The 21,494-nt window shown below is 68.4% G+C and carries 22 protein-coding genes; 9 read left to right on the top strand and 13 right to left on the bottom strand.

What is annotated here, in order from left to right; genetic code table 11:
* Window positions 1–132 precede the first annotated feature (132 nt).
* A complete protein-coding gene (locus tag RMO97_RS01935) occupies window positions 133–240 on the bottom strand; it encodes a hypothetical protein (protein WP_310538872.1) in 108 nt (35 codons plus the stop codon).
* 234 nt (window positions 241–474) lie between these two features.
* Between RMO97_RS01935 and RMO97_RS01930 the strand changes: the two genes are divergently transcribed.
* Window positions 475–1,131: a lysoplasmalogenase family protein gene (locus RMO97_RS01930; protein WP_310538871.1), complete on the top strand. Its 657-nt coding sequence runs from the start codon at window positions 475–477 to the stop codon at window positions 1,129–1,131.
* Window positions 1,132–1,209: 78 nt separating this feature from the next.
* Here RMO97_RS01930 and RMO97_RS01925 read toward each other — a convergent pair whose 3' ends face one another.
* The 3 genes from RMO97_RS01925 to RMO97_RS01915 all read right to left on the bottom strand — a co-directional run bounded on the left by RMO97_RS01925 (window position 1,210) and on the right by RMO97_RS01915 (window position 4,206).
* Entirely contained in the window at window positions 1,210–2,127 is a 918-nt protein-coding gene (locus RMO97_RS01925) for an HNH endonuclease (protein ID WP_310538870.1), read from the bottom strand.
* A gap of 77 nt (window positions 2,128–2,204) precedes the next feature.
* The gene (locus RMO97_RS01920; protein ID WP_310538869.1) at window positions 2,205–2,987 is read right to left on the bottom strand and encodes a hypothetical protein; all 783 of its coding nucleotides are present in this window, start codon (window positions 2,985–2,987) and stop codon (window positions 2,205–2,207) included.
* A 121-nt stretch (window positions 2,988–3,108) separates the two neighbouring features.
* Window positions 3,109–4,206 carry a winged helix-turn-helix domain-containing protein gene (locus tag RMO97_RS01915; RefSeq protein WP_310538868.1) on the bottom strand — a complete coding sequence of 366 codons (1,098 nt, stop codon included), beginning with the start codon at window positions 4,204–4,206 and terminating at the stop codon, window positions 3,109–3,111.
* A gap of 98 nt (window positions 4,207–4,304) precedes the next feature.
* Here RMO97_RS01915 and RMO97_RS01910 point away from each other — a divergent pair, with 98 nt between their 5' ends.
* Window positions 4,305–4,592, top strand: a complete 288-nt coding sequence (locus RMO97_RS01910; RefSeq protein ID WP_310538867.1) for a hypothetical protein — start codon at window positions 4,305–4,307, stop codon at window positions 4,590–4,592.
* A gap of 159 nt (window positions 4,593–4,751) precedes the next feature.
* Here the strand turns inward: RMO97_RS01910 and metH are convergent, their stop codons facing one another.
* The 7 genes from metH to RMO97_RS01875 are packed head-to-tail and all read right to left on the bottom strand — an operon-like array spanning window position 4,752 to window position 12,561.
* A complete protein-coding gene (metH, locus tag RMO97_RS01905) occupies window positions 4,752–7,397 on the bottom strand; it encodes a methionine synthase (RefSeq protein WP_310538866.1) in 2,646 nt (881 codons plus the stop codon).
* Entirely contained in the window at window positions 7,397–8,461 is a 1,065-nt protein-coding gene (locus RMO97_RS01900; protein WP_310538865.1) for a homocysteine S-methyltransferase family protein, read from the bottom strand. The genes metH and RMO97_RS01900 overlap by 1 nt, the downstream gene beginning before the upstream one ends.
* Complete coding sequence (gene metF / locus RMO97_RS01895; RefSeq protein WP_310538864.1) at window positions 8,458–9,381, bottom strand: methylenetetrahydrofolate reductase [NAD(P)H]; 924 nt, start codon at window positions 9,379–9,381, stop codon at window positions 8,458–8,460. The genes RMO97_RS01900 and metF overlap by 4 nt, the downstream gene beginning before the upstream one ends.
* Window positions 9,378–10,349 carry a metalloregulator ArsR/SmtB family transcription factor gene (locus RMO97_RS01890; RefSeq protein WP_310538863.1) on the bottom strand — a complete coding sequence of 324 codons (972 nt, stop codon included), beginning with the start codon at window positions 10,347–10,349 and terminating at the stop codon, window positions 9,378–9,380. The genes metF and RMO97_RS01890 overlap by 4 nt, the downstream gene beginning before the upstream one ends.
* Before the next feature lie 31 nt (window positions 10,350–10,380).
* Complete coding sequence (locus RMO97_RS01885; RefSeq protein WP_310538862.1) at window positions 10,381–10,758, bottom strand: VOC family protein; 378 nt, start codon at window positions 10,756–10,758, stop codon at window positions 10,381–10,383.
* 12 nt (window positions 10,759–10,770) lie between these two features.
* Complete coding sequence (locus tag RMO97_RS01880; protein WP_310538861.1) at window positions 10,771–11,184, bottom strand: NAD(P)-dependent oxidoreductase; 414 nt, start codon at window positions 11,182–11,184, stop codon at window positions 10,771–10,773.
* 51 nt (window positions 11,185–11,235) lie between these two features.
* On the bottom strand, window positions 11,236–12,561 hold the full coding sequence (locus RMO97_RS01875) for an aspartate aminotransferase family protein (RefSeq protein WP_310538860.1): 1,326 nt from the start codon (window positions 12,559–12,561) through the stop codon (window positions 11,236–11,238).
* Between the two features lie 142 nt (window positions 12,562–12,703).
* On the opposite strand from RMO97_RS01875, the gene RMO97_RS01870 reads away from it, so the two are divergent.
* Window positions 12,704–13,720 (top strand): aldo/keto reductase, encoded by a 1,017-nt coding sequence (locus tag RMO97_RS01870; protein WP_310538859.1) that lies wholly within the window; start codon window positions 12,704–12,706, stop codon window positions 13,718–13,720.
* On the opposite strand, the gene RMO97_RS01865 is transcribed toward RMO97_RS01870, so the two are convergent.
* Complete coding sequence (locus RMO97_RS01865; protein ID WP_310538858.1) at window positions 13,705–14,982, bottom strand: hypothetical protein; 1,278 nt, start codon at window positions 14,980–14,982, stop codon at window positions 13,705–13,707. The two genes, RMO97_RS01870 and RMO97_RS01865, sit on opposite strands and share 16 nt — an antisense overlap.
* Window positions 14,983–15,062: 80 nt before the next feature.
* On the opposite strand from RMO97_RS01865, the gene RMO97_RS01860 reads away from it, so the two are divergent.
* The 6 genes from RMO97_RS01860 to RMO97_RS01835 all read left to right on the top strand — a co-directional run bounded on the left by RMO97_RS01860 (window position 15,063) and on the right by RMO97_RS01835 (window position 19,946).
* Window positions 15,063–15,857, top strand: a complete 795-nt coding sequence (locus tag RMO97_RS01860) for a class I SAM-dependent methyltransferase (protein WP_310538857.1) — start codon at window positions 15,063–15,065, stop codon at window positions 15,855–15,857.
* A gap of 30 nt (window positions 15,858–15,887) precedes the next feature.
* On the top strand, window positions 15,888–16,682 hold the full coding sequence (locus RMO97_RS01855; protein WP_310538856.1) for an HAD family hydrolase: 795 nt from the start codon (window positions 15,888–15,890) through the stop codon (window positions 16,680–16,682).
* 91 nt (window positions 16,683–16,773) lie between these two features.
* Entirely contained in the window at window positions 16,774–17,163 is a 390-nt protein-coding gene (locus RMO97_RS01850; RefSeq protein WP_310538855.1) for a hypothetical protein, read from the top strand.
* A gap of 22 nt (window positions 17,164–17,185) precedes the next feature.
* On the top strand, window positions 17,186–17,914 hold the full coding sequence (locus tag RMO97_RS01845; RefSeq protein WP_310538854.1) for a hypothetical protein: 729 nt from the start codon (window positions 17,186–17,188) through the stop codon (window positions 17,912–17,914).
* A gap of 111 nt (window positions 17,915–18,025) precedes the next feature.
* Entirely contained in the window at window positions 18,026–18,457 is a 432-nt protein-coding gene (locus tag RMO97_RS01840) for an NUDIX domain-containing protein (RefSeq protein ID WP_310538853.1), read from the top strand.
* Window positions 18,458–18,695: 238 nt separating this feature from the next.
* Window positions 18,696–19,946, top strand: a complete 1,251-nt coding sequence (locus RMO97_RS01835) for an MFS transporter (protein WP_310538852.1) — start codon at window positions 18,696–18,698, stop codon at window positions 19,944–19,946.
* A 42-nt stretch (window positions 19,947–19,988) separates the two neighbouring features.
* Here the strand turns inward: RMO97_RS01835 and RMO97_RS01830 are convergent, their stop codons facing one another.
* Complete coding sequence (locus tag RMO97_RS01830) at window positions 19,989–21,332, bottom strand: cytochrome P450 (protein WP_310538851.1); 1,344 nt, start codon at window positions 21,330–21,332, stop codon at window positions 19,989–19,991.
* Window positions 21,333–21,494 lie beyond the last annotated feature (162 nt).

Here is a 21,494-nt window from a genome sequence, read left to right as displayed (position 1 = left end):
GACAGCCGGTCGGCCTTGCGCCGCGCCTCTTCCGCCGACTTGCAGATCACGACGGGCTCGGCCTTCAGCGCCTTGCCCTTGCCGGCGATGTAGGACTGGACCAGGTGGACGGTCTCGATCGCCACGCGCCGCCTACTTCTTCAGGACGTTGGGGGTCCAGCCGGCCGGCGCGGTCGTCTTGGGCTTTTCGGCCTTGGGCTTGCGGACTTCCTTGTTGCTCTTCTTCTGACCCTTGGCCATGGCGGTGTCCTCATCAGGTGGTGCGTTGGCGCGACTCTAGCACGCCGCCGCCTCGCCCCTCCGGCGAATTCGTCAGGCCTTGCCGGAGACATCCACGGGCGCAGGGTCGTCCCCACAGGGCCGCCGGACAACCCACGCGGACTTGAGCCGCCCGCACCCATGTTGGGGCTCGGATGAATCCTGCCTAGACTGGCGCCGCCCGGGATGACGGCGTTGATTTGGGGAAAACACCACATGGACCGGCCCAGCCCGCTCGCCAAACTCATCCTGGCCCTGGCCATCCTCGCGGGCGTCAGCTTCCTGGCCGCCAACCGCTTCGCCCTGCCCGAGACCGCGACCATCGTCTGGAAAGGCTCCGGAGTCGCCCTGCTGGCGCTGTACGCCGCCACCCGCGCCAAGACTCCCGACGGCTGGCTGCTGGCCCTGGTCATGGCGCTCGGCGCCACCGGCGACGTGCTGCTGGAGACCCACGGCCTGGTCACCGGCGCTGTCGCCTTCCTGGCCGGCCACGTCGTCGCCATCGCCCTCTATCTCCGCAACCGCCGCCCGACCCTGGAACCCAGCCAGATCCTGCTGGCCCTCCTCATCGTTCCGGCCACGGTGATCACAGCCTGGCTGCTGCCCGCCGACCGCGCCGGGGCGCCGGGCATCGCCCTCTACGCCACGGGCCTGGCCCTCATGGCGGCCGCCGCCTGGATTAGCCGCTTCCCCCGCACGAGCGTCGGTCTCGGCGCCCTGATGTTCGTGGCCTCCGACCTGCTGATCTTCGCCCGCGCCGGCCCCCTTGAGCACAACCCCTGGGTCGGCTTCGGCGTCTGGGCGCTGTACTTCGCGGGCCAGCTCCGGACCTGCCTGGGGGTCGTGGGGACCTTGGCGCGGCGGGACCCATAGATCCGCTCATCCCGGCGACCGCGAAGCGGCGGCGCGAAGCAGCCAAGGCCGGGACCCAGATTTGTCAGGAGCCTGCGGTCACCAGGCGCTGAACGCCTCCCGGTGGCGTGCGAGATATCTTGGGTGAGGCCAAAGCTTCCTGTCCTTCGGCAGATGAATCCGTTCCATCTGCTTCTCAAAGAGGACCCGCAGCTCGCTTGGCACCTTGTTGTGCGAGACCAGCAGTTGGTAGTCGTCCGTCAACGAGATCAGATGCCGGTCGAACAACCAGTGCACCGTGCCCGACAGCGCCAATCCGTTCTGGACGACATCCGGACCGCCTTCGCCTACGCCCCAGATATGGGCCGCTTGGACTTCCGATTTTCCCCCGCCATTAATCATCCTTAGGCCTGTGACCGCGCAGCGATCCTCATAGGCCTCACACACTTGCCGGCGGAAATTTGCATCGCGGATTTTGCGGTTCAGCAAGACCTGCTCAATCCGCCGCGCCTGCTCGAAGGGGGGCTCATGCAGGGTTTCAAAGGTCTCCTGATCAACATCTTGCACACCTAAATTAAGACGGATCGCGTTCTCCGGCGCCAAGGTCTGGGATAGGCCCGCTTGAACAATAGCTGCAAAATCCTCGTCGCTCAGGGCGCGCATCGACTTGTTCTGCAGCGTCGCACCAACTCGCCTTGGGTCACCAACGGCACGCGGCCCAGCTTCCCAGTAAGTGCCGCCTCCCCCGAAAGGCACGATCGGATCGAATGGTAGGTATTGGTCAACGTAGGCATAGGCGTGACCGGCCAAGTCTGGATCGAGTTCGATCCCACGCACCCGCGCCACCGCTATGTAAGCGCGCCTTCCACCGTTGCGCTGGGTTTCCCGATAAACAATCCAGTCGCCCACGGCAGCTCTAGCAGCGGCTAGGTAGTTACTTTGAGTGGGGAAATGATAGCGCCTGTCGATCTCGTCGTCGTAGCGCGAGTTCGGCTTGGTATCGAAGACCGCCTTCACGCCGCTCGCCCGCCCTTCGGTCCGCATCCCGGATGCATCACGCTATTGCGGCCTGCGCCTCAAGATCGGTCAAGGCCTCACGGCGTACTCCACCAGTCTCGCTCCGTCTCCGGCTCCACCTTCGCCAACGGCCCGCGCCCGACCGTCGCCAGCGCCTCGTCGTGGCTCATGCCGAACTTGCGGATCACCACCACGATGGGCTGCTGCGCCTCCTCCTCCGGCTCGGGCGCGAGGGCCCGCCGCGCGCCATACTTCTTCGGCGCCAGCATCGCGGCGGTCCAACGCAGGGTCTTGATCCGCAGAGCGTCGCCCCGCGCCGTGGCCTCGGTGGCCTCCAGGGCGATCTCCAGCATGGCGTCGGCGAAGATGTCGGCGGCCACCGCCTTGGCCTTCAGATAGGCGTCGTGAAACCCGTCGTCGGCCCGGATCCAGTGATAGATGGTGGCGGCGCAGGGCATGTCGTCGTCCGCCCCGATGGACAGCACTGTCTCCCCGCCCGCGATCCGCCGCAGGATCACCCCGCCCAGTTCGTCGCTATAGGTCGACACCCGCCCGCCGCGCCCGTCCTTGCGCGGCCGCAGCGCCTGGCGCCAGCGCCGGTCCTCATCCTCAGCCCGGTCCCGAGTCCGCCGCTCACGCCGCGCCTGGTCGCGGGCCGCGTCGTAGGCCTGAGCGAAATCCGGCTCCCGATTGCGCCACTTGTAGATCGCCTGCACCGAGGGCATCCCCGGCTCCCGCCCCAGCGACGCCTCGCTCTGCCCGGCCGCGATCCTCTCGCAGATCAGCCTGCCGAGCGCCGGCGAGTACCGAACCTGCGGACGGCGGTCGGAACGCCCGAACGGCGGCGACTTGGACGACATGGGCCTCTGGGGATTGTTCGGGGAGGCTCGCAGTCTCCCATGGACGGGTCGATCCGTCAAGAACAAAGAGGGAACATTTGCTGTGCTTTCGCGCCTTGAATGCGAACAACCTCGTACCGTCCTAGGTCCCCGCGTTGCGCCTGGCCATCCTCAGATGAGAGAGGGCTAGGGCCCCAACGACGAAAGCGCTGAAGAGCGCGCCTTCAAGCCCGCTGGTGACGCCCTGGGCGACGGGACCAAAGCCGCTTTCGCTGAACCGACCGCCGACCATTCCGAAATCCAGGCGCGAGTCCGGAAATTGCTCGGCCAAAAGTGCGAGGCTGCCGCCCATCAGCCTTCCATGAAGCAGACTGATGACCACCCCGGCGCCGCCGCCCAGCAGCCCGGCGACCGCCATTCCACGTCCCAAGCCGCTCGGCGCGGCGCGGCCCTTTGCGAGCCACGCTCCCAAACCCACGGCGGCGCCCAGCAGCGCGCCTTCGGGCGCCCCGGTGATTTCGCCCGGCGAGCGGCCGAAGAGCAGGCTGATCGTGTCCAGACAGATCAGTTTCACAACCGCGCCCACCACCATCCCGCCGCAGGCGCCGCCCACCACGCTCCAAAGGCTGTGGCGCCTTGAGGCGAACGCCGCGGCCGAAACGCCCAGGCTCACACCAGCGCCTCCGACCAATCCGACCAGGGCGGTCAACGCGACGAGCACCAAGGTGGTCGAACTTGCGCCCATACCGGACTGCACCGGTTGGGCGACACCGCCCAAGCCGTAGAAGAGCCCGCCTACGACCCCTGCGCATCCACCTCCAATCATCCCGGCACAGCCTTGCGCCAGCATTGACCGCCCGACCGGCGGTGCGCCGCCCGCCTTCCCCGCAACGGGGACGACCGGCGGCGGGGCATCAAGATCGGCCCAGGTGGCGATCGCGATGAAGCGATAGCCGTGCTTGGGAACTGTCTCGATGAAGCGCGGGTTTGCGGCGTTATCGCCCAGTTGCTGACGGATGGTCCGGATGCATTGGGTTAGCGCCTCGTCCGTCACCGGCACACCCCGCCAGACCTCCTCAAGGAACTGCGTCTTCGAAACCAGTTCGCCCTGATGGCTGACCAGCAGGATCAGGGCGTCGAGATACCGCGCATTGAGATCCACCGCCGCCTCGCCCCGCCACAGACGGCGGTTGCGTGGATCGAGATGGAACGCTTCGAAGGTAAAGACGCCGGGCGGCATTTTTCAGCAGGACCTCAGGAATTGCTCATGCCGCTCACCCGCGACCCAGGCATGACGGAGGCTCAATTATCGAGGACGCCAAAGCAATGACGAACAGCATGGAACACACCCGCGGACGGCCCCGGCAGGCCTGGCGGATCGCCCGATGGACGATCATCATCGGCCTCTTGTCGGCCCCCTGGATCGCCATGAAATTCACCGATCAAGTGAATTGGACGAGCTTCGACTTCCTGATCATGGGCGTCCTTCTGATCGGCGCCGGCCTATCCTACGAGCTAGCGGCGCTCAAGCTCCGCAAGTCCCTTCACCGCACCCTCCTCGGAGCGGGCCTCGTCGCACTCGTTCTCATCATCTGGGCCGAAGGCGCCGTCGGAATTTTCCACTAGCCAAGGGGCGGCGCGCCTCGGGCAGCATCCCCGATAAGTGTCATCCCGGAAAGCGCGCCGCGTTCGTCCCGGACCAATGTGCGCAGGGCGTGCCGGAAAGATCGCGGCCTCTGGGCCCGGTCATCCGCTGCGTGGGGCCCGGGCGGCGGCGTGTTGTTCCTACTTCCCGCGCTCATAATTCAGGATCGGCGCCAGCCAGCGCTCGGCGGTCTTCAGGTCCCAGCCCTTGCGGCGGGCATAGTCCTCGACCTGGTCCTTCTCGATCCGGCCGACGCCGAAATAGTGCGCCTCCGGGTGGCCGAAATAGAGCCCCGACACACTGGCCGGCGGGTTCATGGCGAAGCTCTCGGTGAGTTGCATGCCGGTCTGGGCGGGCGCGTCCAGGATGCGGAACAGCTCGGCCTTCTCGGTGTGGTCCGGCTGGGCGGGATAGCCCGCGGCCGGGCGGATGCCGCGGTACGTCTCGCCGATCAGCGCCTCGATATCGAAGGGCTCGTCTGGCGCGTAGCCCCACAGCTCGGTGCGCACCTTGCGGTGCATGGCTTCCGCGAAAGCCTCCGCCAGCCGGTCGGCCAGGGCCGCGGCCAGGATCGCCGAATAGTCGTCGCCCTTGTCCTTGAAGGCCTTGGCGATCTCGGGCTCGCCGTGGCCGGCGGTCACCGCGAAGCCGCCGATCCAGTCGCGCTCGCCGATGGGGGCGATGAAGTCGGAGAGCGCCACATTGGCCCGGCCGCCCTCCCCCTTGGACATCTGCTGGCGCAGGGTGTGCAGCCGGGTCAGCTCGACGGTCCGTGTCTCGTCGGTCCACACCACCACGTCGTCGCCGTCGGAATTGGCCGGCCAGAAGCCCACCACCCCGCGCGCCTCGAACCACTTCTCGGCGATGATCTTCTCCAGCATCGCCTGGGCGTCCTTGAAGAGGTCGGTGGCGGCCTTGCCCACCACGTCGTCCTCGAGGATCTGCGGATAGCGGCCGATCAGCTCCCAACTGGCGAAGAACGGCGTCCAGTCGATGTGGTCGGCCAGCTCCTGCAGGTCATAGGCGGTGAAGGTGCGGGTGCCGATGAAGCTGGGGGGCGTCGCCTGCCAGCCTGAGACCTTGAAGCTGTTGGCCCGCGCATCGGCCAGGGTGGCCCGCACCCGATTGGTGTTGCCGCGCGCGAACTGCTCGCGGACCTTAATGTAGTCTGCCCGCGTCTCGGCCTGGATACGTGCGCTCTCCGTCTTGGACAGCAGGCCCGAGACCACGCCCACGGCGCGGCTGGCGTCCAGCACATAGGTGGTCGATCCGCCTTGGTAGCCGGGCTCGATCTTCACCGCCGTGTGGGTCTTGCTCGTGGTGGCGCCGCCGATCAGCAGCGGGATGGTGAAGCCGCGCCGCTCCATCTCGCTGGCCACATAGACCATCTCGTCCAGGCTCGGCGTGATCAGGCCCGACAGGCCGACGATGTCCACATTGTGGGCGATGGCCTCGTCCAGGATGCGGTCGCAGGCGACCATCACCCCCAGGTCGATGACCTCGTAATTGTTGCACTGCAGGACCACGCCGACGATGTTCTTGCCGATGTCGTGGACGTCGCCCTTGACGGTGGCCATCAGGATCTTGCCGGCGTTCTCGCGCGGCTTGCCCTCCTTCTCGGCCTCCATGAACGGCATGAGGTAGGCCACGGCCTGCTTCATCACCCGGGCCGACTTCACCACCTGCGGCAGGAACATCTTCCCCGAGCCGAACAGGTCGCCCACCACGTTCATCCCGTCCATCAGCGGACCTTCGATGACGTGCAGCGGGCGCTCGACGGAGAGCCGCACTTCCTCGGTGTCGGCCTCGATGAAGTCGGTCAGGCCGTTGACCAGGGCATGGGCCAGGCGCTTTTCCACCGGCAGTTCGCGCCAGGCGAGGTCGGGCCCCTTGGCCTCGGACTTGCCGCCCTTGTATTTGGGCGCCAGCTCCACGAGACGCTCGGTGTTGGAGATATTGGTCCGCTGCGGCCGGTTGAGGATCACGTCCTCGACGGCCTCGCGCAGCTCCTCGGGGATGTCGTCATAGACCGGCAGGTCGCCGGCGTTGACGATGCCCATGTCCATGCCCGCCGCGATGGCGTGATAGAGGAACACCCCGTGGATCGCGCGCCGCACCGGCTCGTTGCCGCGGAAGCTGAACGACACGTTCGACACCCCGCCCGAGATCCGGGCCAGCGGCAGGGTGTCTTTGATCACCCGCACGGCGTCGATGAAGTCGACCGCATAGTTGTTGTGCTCGTCGATCCCCGTCGCCACGGCGAAGATGTTGGGGTCGAAGATGATGTCTTCGGCCGGGAAGCCCACCTCGTCCACCAGGATGCGATAGGCCCGGGTGCAGATCTCGATCTTGCGCTGGGCGGTGTCGGCCTGGCCGACCTCGTCGAAGGCCATCACCACCACGGCGGCGCCATAGCGCAGGCAGGCCTTGGCCTGTTCGCGGAACTTGTCCTCGCCCTCCTTCATGGAGATCGAGTTCACGATGGCCTTGCCCTGCACGCACTTCAGGCCCGCCTCGATCACCTCCCACTTGGAGGAGTCGATCATGATCGGCACGCGGGCGATGTCCGGCTCGGCGGCGATCAGGTTCAGGAACGTCTTCATGGCCGCGACGCTGTCCAGCAGCCCCTCGTCCATGTTGATGTCGATCACCGAGGCGCCGGCGTCCACCTGCTGGCGCGCCACCGACAGCGCCGCGGGGTAATCCCCCTCGGCGACAAGCTTACGGAATTTGGCCGAGCCGGTGACATTGGTCCGCTCGCCGACATTGATAAAGATTGGGCGCATCAGGCGAGTTCAAAAGGCTCCAGGCCCGCCAGGCGCATGGCCTTCGGGCGTTCGGGGATTTGCCGGGGCTTAACACCCTTCACAGCGTCGGCCACATGGCGAATGTGGTCGGGCGTCGTGCCGCAGCAGCCGCCCAGGATGTTGACCAGGCCGCGCGAGGCCCACTCGTGCAGCTCGTGCGCCGTCTGGTGGGCCTCCTCGTCGTACTCCCCAAAGGCGTTGGGCAGGCCGGCGTTGGGATAGGCGCTCACCAGGGTGTCGGCCACGCGGCTGAGCTCGGCGATATGGGGCCGCATCAGGTCGGCGCCGAGCGCGCAGTTCAGGCCGATGGCGAAGGGCTTGGCGTGCTTCACCGAGTTCCAGAAGGCTTCCACCGTCTGGCCCGACAGGGTGCGCCCCGAGCGGTCGGTGATGGTCCCGGAGATCCAGATCGGCAGGGGCTCGTAGCCCTCGTCCTCCATGTCCAGGATCACCTTGATGGCGGCCTTGCAGTTGAGCGTGTCGGTGATGGTCTCGATCAGGAACATGTCCACCCCGCCGTCGTGCAGGGCGATCATCTGTTCGCGGTAGGCGGTGTAGACCTCGTCGAAGGTCACCAGCCGCGCGCCGGGATCATTCACGTCCGAGCTCATCGACAGCATCTTGTTCAGCGGCCCCACCGAGCCGGCCACGAAGCGCGGCTTGTGCGGCTCCCTGGCGGTCCAGGCGTCGGCCCGCTCACGGGCGATCCGCGCGCCCTCGAAATTGATGTCGCGGACCGCGCTCTCCAGCTCGTAGTCGGCCTGGGCGATGGTGGTGGCCGAGAAGGTGTTGGTCTCGCTGATGTCCGCGCCGGCTTCGTAATAGGCGTCGTGCAGATCACCGACGATGTCGGGCCGGGTCAGGCACAGGATGTCGTTGTTGCCCTTCAGCTGGCCGGGATGGTCCTTGAACCGCTCGCCCCGGTAGTCGGCCTCATCCAGCTTGCGCTTCTGGAACATCACCCCCCAGGAGCCGTCCAGAATCAACACGCGCTCACGCGAGATTTGCTTCAACTTTTCAATACGTTCTGAGCGCAAGCTCATGCGGCTTTCTCCGTCGGCTCTTCCCGCACGCCCAGCACCCGGCAGATGGCGTAAACGAGGTCGGCCCTGTTCAGGGTATAGAAATGGAAGTCCGAGAAGCCCTCCTCCACCAGCCGCGCGCACATCTCGGCGGCGACGGAGCAGGCCAGCAGCTTGCGGGTCTCGTGGTCGTCATCGAGGCCTTCGAACAGATTGCCCAGCCAGCCCGGCAGGCTGACCCCGATCCGCTGGGACATGTTCTTCAGTCCCTCATAGCTGCTCACCGGCATGATCCCCGGCAGGATCGGGACGGTGACGCCGGCCTTGCGGATCTTCTCCACGAACCGCAGGTAGCCGTCGATGTCGAAGAAGAAGTTGCTGATCGCCCGGGTGGCCCCGGCGTCGATCTTGGCCTTCAGCACGTCGATGTCGTGGTCCACGGAGGGGCTCTCCGGATGGATCTGCGGATAGACCCCGACGCTGACATCGAAGTCGCCGATCGCCCGGATGCCGGCGGTCAGCTCGGTGGCGTTCTGGTAGCCGTCGGCGCGCGGCGTGTAGGCGCCGCCGAGCGATCCCGGCGGGTCGCCGCGCAGGGCCACGATGTGCCGGATACCCGCGTCCCAATAGTCCTGGATCACCTCGTCGACCTCGGCGCGGGAGGCTTCCACGCAGGTCAGATGGGCGGCGGGGCGCAGGGTGGTCTCGTGCAGCATCCGGACCACCGTGCGGTGGGTGCGGTCCCGGGTCGAACCGCCGGCGCCATAGGTCACCGACACGAACGAGGGGTTCAGGGGCTCAAGCCGACGGATGGCCTCCCACAGGCTCTCCTCGCTCTTGGGCCCCTTGGGCGGCGAGAACTCGAAGGAGACGGAGGGGCGCTTGGCAAGGCCGGCGCCGGCGCGCGCCACCGGTCCCAGCGCGGTTTCCAGCGGACTCATGCGGCGCTCCTTACAGCTTTGCGGACGCGCTCGGCGGTCCAGATCTTGACGGTCAGACCCTCGCCCCGGGCGGGCGGCAGAGCCGCGGCGCGGACCTTGGTCAGGCCCGCCTCGTTCATCCACCGCTCCATCTCGGCCTCGGCGAAACCGAGGCGGCGGTGCTGGTGCTGCTCACGCAGGAATTCCAGGCCGTGGGGCGCGAAGTCGACAATGATCAGCCGGCCGTCTTCGGCCACCAGCCGCGCGGCCTCGCGCACGGCGGCGGCGGGATCGCCCAGATAGTGCAGCACCTGATGGACCACCACCAGGTCGGCGCTCTGGCCCGGCAGGCGGGTGCCGAAGATGTCGCCGTGGCGCAGCTCGCACCTCTCCAGCCCCGCATCGGCGACATGCCGGCGCGCGATGTTCAGCATCTGCTGCGACAAATCCAGCCCAACGGCGGCCTGGGCATGCGGCCCCAGCAGGGTCAGCATGCGGCCGGTGCCGCTGCCCAGGTCCACCAGGCGCTTGAAGGGTCCGGGGCCGGCGGCCTCCAGCACTGCGGCCTCGACGTCGGTCTCCGACACATAGAGCGAGCGGATCTCGTCCCAGCGCGCGGCGTTGCGGGCGAAGTATTCCCCGGCCTCGGTGGAGCGTTCGGCGCGCACGGCCTGCAGCCGCTCGGCGTCGCGGGCCAGGATGGGGTCTGCGAGATCCACCACCGCCAGGGTCTCGTCGGCCAGCCGCCGCGCCAGGCCGCCGGCCACCAGCCGGTAGAACACCCAGGCTCCGTCGGGGAACCGCTCCACCAGACCGGCCTCGGCCAGCAGCTTCAGGTGCCGCGAGACCCGGGGCTGGCTCTGGTCGAGAACCTTGCACAGCTCCAGCACCGCCAGTTCCTCGTGGGACAGCAGGGCGAGAATGCGAAGGCGGGTCGGCTCGCCCGCCGCGCGCAACACTTCCACAGCCTGGATCGCTGAAAGACTCATTGGCACATAAAGATATCTTTATGTCTTTATGTCAAGCCTCGGGAGAGGTCGCCGCCGGCTCCCAGAGCTCGATCTTCAGTCCCGCCGGATCCATCAGCCAGGCGAAGCGCCCGTTGGGATCGGAGTCGTCACGGCCGGTGGGTTCAACCCCTTCGGCGGCGGCGCGGGCCAGCACCCCGTCCATATCATCGACGATGAAATTGATCATGAACGGCGAGGTCGACGGCTCGAAATACTGCGTGTCGGCCTGGAACGGCGACCAGAGGGTGTAGCCGCGATCCCCGTGCGGCCACATGGCGCCCGGCCAGGCGCCGCCGCCAAATCCCAGCACCCGGTTGTACCAGGCGACCAGGGCGGCGGGGTCTGAGGCCTTGAAGAAAACCCCACCGATCCCAAGCACTTTGGCCATGATCCTATACTCCTAGGCGACCGGGCTCAGCAGCGCCTCGCCAGCAAAGTGGCGTCGCAGGTTCTCGACGGTCTGGGCGATCATCGACGGCAGGGAGCCCACCGTGCCCCCGGCGCTGTGCGGGGTCACCACCGTACCCGGCACGCCCTCCCAGCGCTCGGGCGGCGTCGGCTCGGTGGCGAACACATCCAGGCCCGCCCGGCCCAGGCGGCCGTCCTTGAGCGCCTCGATCAGGGCGTCCTCGTCGATCACCGAGCCCCGCGAGACGTTGACGATCATCCCCTTGGGACCCACCGCCTCCATCGCCGCGGCGTTCACCGCCTGGCGGTTGGAGACATCGGCGCGGCAGGCCACCACCAGGATGTCGCTGTCCACCGCCATGCCGATATGGCCCAGGCCCAAGATCCCCACCTTTTTGCCTTTCACCCCTGGCCCGACCTCCATGCGGTCGTTGTTCCACACGCCGGCTCGCCGCGCTTAGGCGATCGCCGCCAGCACGCCGCCCAGGATCCCGGTCAGCTTGTCGATCTCCGCCTGCGAGATGATCAGCGGCGGCGACAGCGCGATAGTGTCGCCGGTCGCCCGCACCAGCAGGCCGGCCTTCAGCGCGCTCACCAGCACCTCATAGCCCCGCGCGCCGGGCGCCGCGTCGCGGGGTGACAACTCGATGGCGCCCATCAGGCCCACATTGCGGATGTCGATGACGTGGGGCGCCGCGCGCAGCCCGTGCAGCGCCGCCTCCCACAGCGGCGCCATGGCCGCGCCCCGGGCGAACAGGTCCTCGCGGGCATAGATCTCCAGCACCGCCAACCCCGCCGCGCATGCCACGGGATGGCCGGAATAGGTGTAGCCGTGGAAGAACTCGATCGCGGCCTCCGGACCCTGCACCACCGCGTCGTGCACCGCCCGGCGCACAAACACAGCCCCCATGGGAATGACTCCGTTGGTCAGGCCCTTGGCCGTGGTCATGATGTCGGGCGTCACCCCGAAGGCCTGGGACGCGAAGGCCGCCCCGACCCGCCCGAACCCGGTGATCACCTCGTCGAAGATCAGCAGGATGCCGTGCCGGTCGCAGATCTCCCTCAGCCGCGCCAGATAGCCCACCGGCGGCGGCAGCACGCCCGCCGACCCCGCCACCGGCTCGACGATCACCGCGGCGATGGTCTCGGCCCCGTGCAGGGCGATCAGCCCCTCCAGGGCGTCGGCCTTCTCCGCCCCGTGCGCCGGCAGGCCGCGCGAGAAGGCGTTGCGCGCCAGGTCATAGGTCGACGGCAGGTGATCGACCCCCGGCAGCGTCACGAAGGTCCGCCGGTTGTTCACCAGGCCCCCCACCGACAGGCCGCCGAAGCCCACCCCGTGATAGCCCTTCTCCCGCCCGATCAGCTTGACCCGCTGCCCCTCGCCGCGCGCCCGGTGATAGGCCATGGCGATCTTCAGCGCGGTGTCCACCGACTCCGACCCGGAGTTGGTGAAGAAAACCCGGTCCATTCCGGCCGGCGCGATCTGCGTCAGGGCTTGCGCGAACGCGAACCCGATCGGATGACCCATCTGGAACGAGGGCGCGAAATCCAGCGTCATCAGCTGGCGGGCCACCGCCTCGGCGATCTCCGCGCGCCCGTGCCCGGCGTTGACGCACCAGAGCCCCGAGGTCCCGTCCAGCACCTGCTGCCCATCGGCAGTGCGGTAGTACATGCCGCTGGCCTCCGTCAGGAGCCGCGGATCGGCCTTGAACTGCCGGTTGGCTGTGAACGGCATCCACCAGGCCGCGAGATCAGGGCGATTGTCTCCGAAGTCGGCGCTCATGCTCGAGATCTCCTTGGCGAGCCCAGGCAATCACGTTCGGCACGGGACCGCCAGCCGCCCGCTTGCGCACTCCGCGACCTTGCGCCTATCTGCGCGTCATTGACGCCGGCCCGGGCCGAGCCCCCATTTCAAGGACCCCTTCATGCAGACCCATCGCCTCGGCAAGAGCGCCATCGTCGTCTCCAAGATCTGCATGGGGACCATGACCTTCGGCTCCCAGGTCGATGAGGCGGCGTCCCACCGCATCCTCGACAAGTCGCTGGAGGCCGGAATCAACTTCTTCGACGCCGCCGAGAACTATCCGGTGCCGCCGAGCGAGGAATGGGCCGGCCGCACCGAGGAGATCGTCGGCCGCTGGCTGAAGACCAAGCGCCGCGACGAGGTGATCCTCGCCACCAAGGTTTGCGGCCCCAGCCACGGCTGGATCAAGGGCGCCCAGCGGGCCGGCATGACCGCGCTGGACCGCCACAACATCACCCGCGCCGTCGAGGCCAGCCTCAAGCGCCTGGGGACCGACTATATCGACCTTTACCAGACCCACTGGCCCGACCACGGCGTCGCCTATGACGAGACCATGGAGACCCTCGACGAGCTGATCCGCGAGGGAAAGGTCCGCGCCATCGGCTGCAGCAACGAGACCACCTGGGGCCTGATGAAGAGCGTGGCGACCTCCGAACGCCTGGGGGTCGCCCGCTACCAGACCATCCAGAACAACTTCAGTCTCAACAACCGCCGCTTCGAGGACGAACTGGCCCAGGCCTGCCGTCAGGAGGGCGTCAGCCTGATTCCCTTCTCGCCCCTGGCCGGCGGCGTGCTGTCGGGCAAGTACCAGGGCGGGGCGACCCCGGAGGGCGCGCGCTTCTCCCGCTACATCGCGCTCGGCGGCCGCCAGGCGGTGATGGCCCAACGCTTCGTCAACGAGAAGTCCCTGGCCTCCACCGAACGCTTCGCCGCCGTCGCCGCCGAGGCCGGGATGTCGCCGGTGACGCTGGCCACCGCCTGGAGCAAGCAGCACGACTTCGTCGCCTCCACCATCGTCGGCGTTTCCAAGGAAGAACAGCTCCCCGACATCTTCGCCGCCGCCGACGTCACCTTGTCGGCCGAAGTGCTGTCGAAGATCGACGCCATCTCCAAGGAAATTCTCTACCCAATGGGCTGACGCGGCAGCCCAGCCACCTGATTGAGCCGCGCCCAGCTCCGCGCATGGGCCGAGCCGCCGGACCGGGCAGGCTTGAGCGCCGCCGCCCAGCGGGCCTCGGCCTGGGCTGCCTCCCGCCAGCAGTGGGCGACGGCGGCTTCCAGGTCATCGGCCGCCTCGATCCGCGACCGGAAGCCGGCTTCCAGCGCGTCCCGTTCGTCGGCGATCAGCGCCATGCCCGCCACGTGGTCGGCCAGCAGGGCCCGGTGCAGCCGCTCATGCCGCCACCACAGGCTCTCGCCGTCATAGGTGTCGGTCGGCACGGGCCCCACCGGCGGCGCGCCGGCCTCCAACAGCACCGGTTTGAACAGGCTGGTGCAGGGCGCCGAGGTGGCGGTCACCCAATGCACGGCGCGCTCGCCCCCCACCTCCGACACCATCGAGGCCACCGACTGGCTGCGTCGCGGCCCCTGCGCCGCATGCATGCAAATCGTCCGCCCCACCGTATTGGCCGGGCTCCAGTCAGCGGCCTCCCCATGGTCGCGCAGGATCGCCATCATGGCTCCGGGGGTCAGGGCCTCGCCTGCCCCGTCCAGCAGCGCATGCCCCCGCGTACAGCGTCCGCGTCCGAAGCTTATGGCGTCGCGCGCCTCGTCGATCAGCTGGGCCGCCACGTCGAACCGCCCGGCCCCCTGCGCCGCCAGTCCCGGACTGATCGCCGACCAGTCCGCCCCGATCGAATAGGCGTTGGACAACGACCGCCGCCCGGCGACCTTCTCCACCACCCAGTCGCGCCCTACCGTCTCCAGGACCAAGGCCTCCCGCGCATCTGCGATGATGAAGCCGTTGTGATAGTAGAACCGCCCCAGGTGGCCGCAGTCGCCGCCCTGGCCGTGCCGCTCCAGCAGATCGATGATCACCGCCAGCGCCTGCGCCGCGCTCGCGCCGCGCTCCAGCCCCAACCGCACCAGGTCCATCCCCGTCAGCGCCCGCTTGCGCTGGGCCGGGACGCGGGCATGCAGCGCCTCATTGCCGATGACCACGCCATGCTCATTGGCGCCCATCTCCGCCCCCCACATCCAGCAGGGCCGGCTGATCAGACAGGCGTGGGTCTCCGCCACGTCGGGGATGGTGATGTAGGTGAGCTTCAGATCCCCGCCGCCCGTCCGCCGCGGATGCCTCTCCAGCACCTGGGCCTCGTTGCGCTCCCGGTCGCTGTTCTTGGCGAACAGCAGCTTCCCGCGCGGGGTCTCGGAGGCCAGGGCTACCAGGGTGTCGCACATGGGGCGAGCTTATCGGGCCGCCGCCCTCTTGCCAGCCTCCCAACAAGCCTCAATGTCAGGTCAAGCCAGGGGAGGCGAACATGGCCGCGACAGCAGCCCAGAACACCGGCGCCGAATTCGAGGATGAGGGCGTCGTGGCGGCCTATGTCCACCGCACGCCCTATCCGCCCGCGCTGTTCGACCGCCTGCTGGCGCTCACCCCCGGCCGCGACCGCCTGCTCGACCTCGGCTGCGGCCCCGGCAAGATGACCCTCACCCTCGCCCCACTTTTCGCCGAGGTCCTGGCCGTCGATCCTTCCGCCGCCATGCTGCGCCTGGCCCGGACCCTGGACGCCGGCGCCAGTCCGCACATCGCCTGGACTGAGGCCTTCGCCGAGGAGGTCGCGGTCCCCGCCGGCCTCGACCTGATCACCGCCGGCGCCAGCATTCACTGGATGGACGCCCCGCGCCTGTTCCCCCGCCTCACCGCCACCATCGCCCCGGACGGCGTCATGGCCATCATCGGCGGTGACGGGCCAGCCGACGCGCCGTGGATCCAGGCCTGGAACCAGACCATCATCGACTGGGTCGGCAAGCTCGGCGGCCAGTGGCAGGACCCGGCGCACACCGCCCGCATCATCGGCCACCAGCCCTGGTTCGACCTGGCCGCCACCGAGGTCTTCACCACCACCGTCACCCAGGCCATCGACGACCTGATCGAGGCCGAGCATTCGCGGGCCACTTGGTCGCGCGCCAAGATGGGCGCCCGCGCCGAGGCCTTCGACGCCGACCTGCGCGCCGTCGTCGCCCCCTATGCCCGGGACGGCGAGGTCACCTTCGAGATCTCCTCCACCCTCTGGTGGGGGCGGCCCCGCGCCACACCTCTCGTGGCTTGACCGACTCCCGCCGCGCGATCAAAAGCGACCATGATCCGCCTCATCGCCACCGACCTCGACGGCACCCTGTTGCGGCGGGACGGATCGATCTCGGCGCGCACGCGGCAAGCCCTCGCCAATGCGCGCAAGGCCGGCATCGCGGTGGTCTTCGTCACCGCCCGGCCGCCCCGCGACGTCCACCACATCGCCGACGACCTGGGGATCACCGGCATGGCCGTCTGCTCCAACGGCGCCCTGCTCTACGACCTCACCGAGGCCCGCGTGATGCGCCAGGAGGCCCTGCCCACGGCGGTGGCCCTGGAGCTGATCGGCGAACTGCGCCGGTCCGACCCCCACTTCAGCTTCGCCACTGAGCACGGCCATAAGGTCGGCCGCGAGGACGCCTTCCCGCTCTCGTTGTTCGATGGCTTCGTCCACCATCACGAGCCCCGGGTGGAGCCCGTCCACAGCCTCTGCGACGAGGACCTGGTCAAGATCCTGGTCCACCACCCAGTCCACGAGATCGACGATCTTCATGCTCTCATCCGGTCCCTGGCCGGCGATCGCGTGGCCGTCACCCATTCGGGCGCCCCCTTCGTGGAGTTCGGCGCCCTTGGCGTGTCCAAGGCCAGCGGCCTGCTCCACCTGGGCGCCGAACTGGGAATCGAGGCCCACGAGATCATCGCCTTTGGGGACATGCCCAACGACATCCCCATGCTCCTCGCCGCCGGGCGCGGGGTCGCCGTGGCCAACGCCCACGCCGCGGTGCTGGCCGCCGCCCGCGAGACGACGGCCGCCAACGAGGACGACGGCGTGGCCCAGGTCATCGAAACCCTGCTGGGTTGAAGCGGAGCGACGCGGAGATTTCAAGCGGGGCTGTCGGAACGAACACCGGGTTTGGAGCGCTGGTGAAGCCTCAATCTCCGGAGAAACGTTCATGCGAAATGCGATGGGGGCCCTTGCGGGCGCCGCTCTGACCCTGGCCCTCATGGGGGCCTGTTCCAAGCCCGCGTCTGAAACCGCGACCGACACCTCGACCGCCGCCGCCGACGCCAGCGCCAACTCCATGGCCGCCGGGGGCGTCGTCTCGCCGCCCGCCGCCAACGACGCGGTCGACGCGGGCGCCACGGCATCGGACGTCGCCCCCGAGGCGGCCTCCAACTCCTTCACCGAAGGCCAGGCCAAGGGCCACATCGAGAAGGCCGGCTACACCGACGTCACCGGCCTGGTGAAGGGCGCCGACGGCATCTGGACCGCCAAGGCCATGAAGGACGGCAAGTCCATGGACGTGTCGCTCGACTTCAAGGGCGCCGTCACCGCCCGCTAACCTCAAAGCTTAGGAGCTCACCATGAGCCGCACTGTCTCACGCCTGTTCAACAGCCACACCGAAGCCATGACCGCCGTCTCCGAACTGGAACGCGCGGGCATCTCCCACGACGACATCAGCCTGGTGGCCAGCAATGCTGACAACTGGCACGAGGGCCATCGCCACGACAAAGCCGACCTCGACGACGACAATGAGACCGCTGAAGGCGCCGCTGAGGGCGCCACCAAGGGCGGCCTGCTCGGCGCTGGCGGCGGCCTGCTGGCCGGTCTCGGCATGCTGGCCATCCCCGGTCTCGGCCCCGTGGTCGCCGCCGGCTGGCTGGTCTCCACCGTCGTCGGCGCCGCCGCCGGCGCCGCGGCTGGCGCGGCCACCGGTGGCGTGCTCGGCGCCCTGAAGGACGCCGGTCATTCCGACGAGGACGCGCACGTCTATGCCGAGGGCGTCCGCCGCGGCGGCACCCTGGTCAGCGTCAAGGCCAAGGACGAGGACGCCGACCGCGTCGATCAGATCCTCAACCAGCACCAGGGCGTCGACGCCCTGACGCGGGGATCCGACTACCGCGCCGATGGCTGGAGCCGCTTCGATCACGACGCGGCCCCCTACACCGCCGATGAAGTCGTTCGTGAACGCCAGCGTTACGGTGAGAGCCGCTCCTTCATGAACCAGGACGGCCGCGACGACAGCCTCGACACCGATGGCCAGCGTCGCCCCTCCGGGATCACCGCCCCGATCCCGGGCACGAACGTCTAATCAAAGGCCTCAAGGCCCAGACCACCAGGCCCCCCGGCTCATGCCGGGGGGCCTTTTGGCGTGCGCGGCCGCCGGATATGTTCCCCCTCCGTTCGCAGGAGAGATTCGCCGGTGGCCCGCTTCAAGATCATTCCGGAGGTCCACCTCGTCCTGGTGCGCGGCGGCCAGGTTCTGATGCTCCGCCGCTGCAACACCGGCTATGCCGACGGCCAGTACAGCCTGGTGGCCGGCCATGTGGACGGCGGCGAGACCTTCGCCGCGGCCATGGCTCGCGAAGCCCTCGAGGAGGCCGGTCTGCGTCTCGCCACCGCCGACCTCACCCTGGCCCTCACCATGCATCGCAAATCCGACAGCGAGCGCCTCTCCCTGTTCTTCCGGGCCCACACCTGGCCGGGCGAGCCCGTGAACATGGAGCCTGACAAGTGCGACGACCTGCGCTGGTTCCCGGTGGATCGGCTGCCTGAAAACACCATCCCCTATATCCGCGCTGGCCTCGCGCGCGTGCTGGCCGGCGAGATCTATTCGGAGTTCGGGTGGGCGTGAGGGTTACCCCCACCCCCGCCTTTCTCCTGTCCCGACGACATATGATCTGACTTTTCCGGGCCTGTTTATGGGGGAGCAAAAGCTTCCCACAAGCTTGACCTCACGCCCCACGCTCGCCAAAACCTCCCCAGGCAAGCGTCCGAGGCGGCTTACAAATATCGCGCTCGCCAGAGCGCCCGCACCACGAAGCGGGATCGCGGCCCCGCGCGGCCGAGCCACCTGGACGGACGATCCTCCCATGACGACCCCGCCTGTCCCCCTGACGCGCGACCGCGACTTCATGAAGCTGTGGGCCGCCCAGGCGGTCTCCACCTTCGGCGCCCGCATCACCCGCGAGGGCCTGCCGATGACGGCGGTCCTGACCCTGGGGGCCAGCCCCGCGACGCTCGGCGTGCTGGCCGCGCTGTCCTATGGCCCGGCCTTCTTCGTGGGGCTGTTCGGCGGCGGGTTCGTGGATCGCCGCCACCGCCGCCCGGTGCTGATCGCCACCGACCTGATCCGGGCCGCCGTGCTCATCACCGTACCCGTCGCCGCCTGGATGGGCTGGCTCTCCCTGTGGCAGGTGTTCGCCGCCGCCGCCCTGGTGGGAGCCGCCAGCGTGCTCTTCGACATGGCCGACCACGCCTATCTGCCAGCCCTGATCGGAACCGACCGGCTGGTGGACGGCAATTCCAAGCTCTCGGCCACGGAGTCGGTGGCCGAGCTGGGGGGCCCGGCCCTGGCCGGCCTGCTCTTCCAGTTGCTCACCGCCCCCTTCGCCATCGCCGTCAATGCGGTGACCTACTTGGTCTCGGCCCTCTTCCTCGCCGGCATCCGGAAGGTCGAACCCGATCCCGAGCCCGTCGCGCCGCAGCACTGGATGGCCGACCTGACCCAGGGCTTCCGCGTCGCCTGGGCCGAGCCCCGCGTGCGGCCCCTGCTGGTGATGACCGCCTGCAACGGCCTGTTCGGCGGCGGCTTCGCGGCCCTCTACGTCCTGTTCGCCCTGAGCACCCTCGAGCTGACGCCCGCCATGCTGGGGATCACCGTGACCTTTGGCGGCCTGGGCGCTCTGATCGGCGCGGGGCTGGCGGCCCCGGTGGCCAGGCGCCTCGGCGCGGGCCCCGCCATCCTGATCATGGCCCTGGCCTCCGCCGCCAGCGCCATGCTGATCCCCCTGTCGCCCGCCGCCCCGATCCTCGGCATGGCCATGCTGATCGTCTCCCAGCTCCTGGGAGACTCCACCTCCGTGATCTACGAAGTCCTCTCGGCGTCTCTGCGCCAGACGGTCCTGCCCCAGGAAACCCTCGGCTGCGCGGCCGGCGCCTTCAAGGCCGCCGGCGGCGGAACCATGCTGGTGGGCGCCCTGGCCCTCGGCGCGCTCGGCAGCATCATCGGCGTCCGCGAGACCCTGTTCATCGCCGCCGCGGGCCTGGCGGTCGGCCCCCTCATCGCCCTCGCCTCCACAGCCCTCCGCGGGGTGAAGGTGATCGAGCTAGATGCGGGATGAGCGGATGGGTGGCTGGGACAAGCCCGAGCATGACGGTGCGCGTCACTTCTCCGGCGTGAATTCCACCGGCATGGACCGGATGGCATAGACGAAGTTGTTGGGCGCCACGTCCATCGGGCCCGACTGGCGGATATCGGGGAACCGCCCCAGCATCTGGCGGTAGACCGCCTCCAGCTGCAGCTGCGCCACCCGCTTGCCGATGCAGGTGTGGGGGCCATAGCCGAAGGCGATGTGCTTGTCGGCGTTGGCCCGGGTCACGTCCAGGCGGTCGGGGTCGGCGAACACCGCGGCGTCGCGGTTGGCCGAGCCGTAGTACATGATCACCTTCTCGCCCTCGGCGATCTGCTGGCCGGCCACTTCCACGTCGCGGGTGGCGGTGCGGCGCATGTAGATCACCGGGCTGATCATGCGGATGAACTCGTTCACCGCGTTCGGCATCAGCTCGGGCTTGGCGATCAGCTTGGCCTTCTCGTCGGGGAAGTCGCTGAGCAGCTGCATCGAGCCCGAGATGGTGTTGCGGGTGGTGTCATTGCCCGCGAACACGATCAGCAGCCAGGAGCCGTCGAGGTACTCATCGGCCAGCAGGTCGCCGTCCACCTGGGCCTTGGCGATGGCGCTCATCAGGTCGGCTTGCGGATCCAGGCGGCGTTTGTGCAGCATGTGCCGGCCATAGTCGAACATCTCCTGGATCGCGTTCTTGAAGGCGTCGAGGAAGGCCTGCATCTCCGGCGGCACCTCGGCCGCGGCCGCCTCCAGGCCGCCGCCCCCGCCCGCCCGCTCGGCGGCGAAGGAGTTGGCCAGTTCCAGGAAGTGCATCCAGGTCAGGAACTTGGGGCGATCTTCTAAGGGCACGCCGAGGATTTCGCACAGGGTGAATAGCGGCAGGTGCGCAGAGACGGCCTGCACCAGGTCGACCCGGCCCTGCTTGGCCATGGCGTCCAGCAGGCGGGTCACCTCTCCCTCCACCCGATCGTTCAACCCGCGCAGATAGGCGGGCGTGAAATAGGGCATGTGCTCGCGGCGCAGCTGCATGTGCATGGGCGCGTCCATGTTGATCATGGCGTCCAGGCTGGCGCGGGCCAGCTGCATGTCCGAGCGCTGGTGGCTCATCAGGATGCCGCCGCGCTGCGAGGAGAAGGTCTCGTAGTCGGCGTTCACCCGCATGACGTCCTCATGCCGGGTCAGGGCCCAGAAGCCCGGCCGGTCCTCGGGCTCGTCCATCCAGGCGATGGGAGAGGCCTTGCGCATCTGGGCGAAGGCGCTCATAGGCGGCCCCTTGGTGAAGGCCTCGGGGTTCCACAGCTCGACGGGGCTGACCGGATAGACCGGCTTGTGCGCGGGGCCCTTGTCGCCGCCGACTTCCACGGTGTCACTGATCAGAAGCATGGCGGTGTCTCCGGTTATGTACCTGGAGTCTCCATACGCCCTTTGACGCTACGCAACGCAAACGGCGCCCTTACGTCACCTGCCAATTCGCATCGACAGGATGATCGAGGAGATCGTGCGCTCCCTCGTCGATCAGGCCGATCTCGTCCGGCGCCTGGTCCA

This window comes from Phenylobacterium sp. (genome assembly GCF_031425575.1).
GTDB lineage: Bacteria > Pseudomonadota > Alphaproteobacteria > Caulobacterales > Caulobacteraceae > Phenylobacterium.
This window is presented reverse-complemented; position numbering and strand designations above follow the sequence as displayed.

What these genes read in the sequence shown, in the direction of transcription:
- metF (WP_310538864.1), bottom strand. Translation starts at nt 9,381, where the DNA reads ATGAGTCCGCTGGAAACCGCGCTGGGACCGGTGGCGCGCGCCGGCGCC.
- RMO97_RS01920 (WP_310538869.1), bottom strand. Translation starts at nt 2,987, where the DNA reads ATGTCGTCCAAGTCGCCGCCGTTCGGGCGTTCCGACCGCCGTCCGCAG.
- RMO97_RS01935 (WP_310538872.1), bottom strand. Translation starts at nt 240, where the DNA reads ATGGCCAAGGGTCAGAAGAAGAGCAACAAGGAAGTCCGCAAGCCCAAG.
- RMO97_RS01845 (WP_310538854.1), top strand. Translation starts at nt 17,186, where the DNA reads ATGAGCCGCACTGTCTCACGCCTGTTCAACAGCCACACCGAAGCCATG.
- RMO97_RS01890 (WP_310538863.1), bottom strand. Translation starts at nt 10,349, where the DNA reads ATGAGTCTTTCAGCGATCCAGGCTGTGGAAGTGTTGCGCGCGGCGGGC.
- RMO97_RS01855 (WP_310538856.1), top strand. Translation starts at nt 15,888, where the DNA reads ATGATCCGCCTCATCGCCACCGACCTCGACGGCACCCTGTTGCGGCGG.
- RMO97_RS01915 (WP_310538868.1), bottom strand. Translation starts at nt 4,206, where the DNA reads ATGCCGCCCGGCGTCTTTACCTTCGAAGCGTTCCATCTCGATCCACGC.
- RMO97_RS01885 (WP_310538862.1), bottom strand. Translation starts at nt 10,758, where the DNA reads ATGGCCAAAGTGCTTGGGATCGGTGGGGTTTTCTTCAAGGCCTCAGAC.
- RMO97_RS01835 (WP_310538852.1), top strand. Translation starts at nt 18,696, where the DNA reads ATGACGACCCCGCCTGTCCCCCTGACGCGCGACCGCGACTTCATGAAG.
- RMO97_RS01830 (WP_310538851.1), bottom strand. Translation starts at nt 21,332, where the DNA reads ATGCTTCTGATCAGTGACACCGTGGAAGTCGGCGGCGACAAGGGCCCC.
- RMO97_RS01865 (WP_310538858.1), bottom strand. Translation starts at nt 14,982, where the DNA reads ATGTGCGACACCCTGGTAGCCCTGGCCTCCGAGACCCCGCGCGGGAAG.
- metH (WP_310538866.1), bottom strand. Translation starts at nt 7,397, where the DNA reads ATGCGCCCAATCTTTATCAATGTCGGCGAGCGGACCAATGTCACCGGC.
- RMO97_RS01860 (WP_310538857.1), top strand. Translation starts at nt 15,063, where the DNA reads ATGGCCGCGACAGCAGCCCAGAACACCGGCGCCGAATTCGAGGATGAG.
- RMO97_RS01870 (WP_310538859.1), top strand. Translation starts at nt 12,704, where the DNA reads ATGCAGACCCATCGCCTCGGCAAGAGCGCCATCGTCGTCTCCAAGATC.
- RMO97_RS01875 (WP_310538860.1), bottom strand. Translation starts at nt 12,561, where the DNA reads ATGAGCGCCGACTTCGGAGACAATCGCCCTGATCTCGCGGCCTGGTGG.
- RMO97_RS01910 (WP_310538867.1), top strand. Translation starts at nt 4,305, where the DNA reads ATGGAACACACCCGCGGACGGCCCCGGCAGGCCTGGCGGATCGCCCGA.
- RMO97_RS01850 (WP_310538855.1), top strand. Translation starts at nt 16,774, where the DNA reads ATGCGAAATGCGATGGGGGCCCTTGCGGGCGCCGCTCTGACCCTGGCC.
- RMO97_RS01930 (WP_310538871.1), top strand. Translation starts at nt 475, where the DNA reads ATGGACCGGCCCAGCCCGCTCGCCAAACTCATCCTGGCCCTGGCCATC.
- RMO97_RS01900 (WP_310538865.1), bottom strand. Translation starts at nt 8,461, where the DNA reads ATGAGCTTGCGCTCAGAACGTATTGAAAAGTTGAAGCAAATCTCGCGT.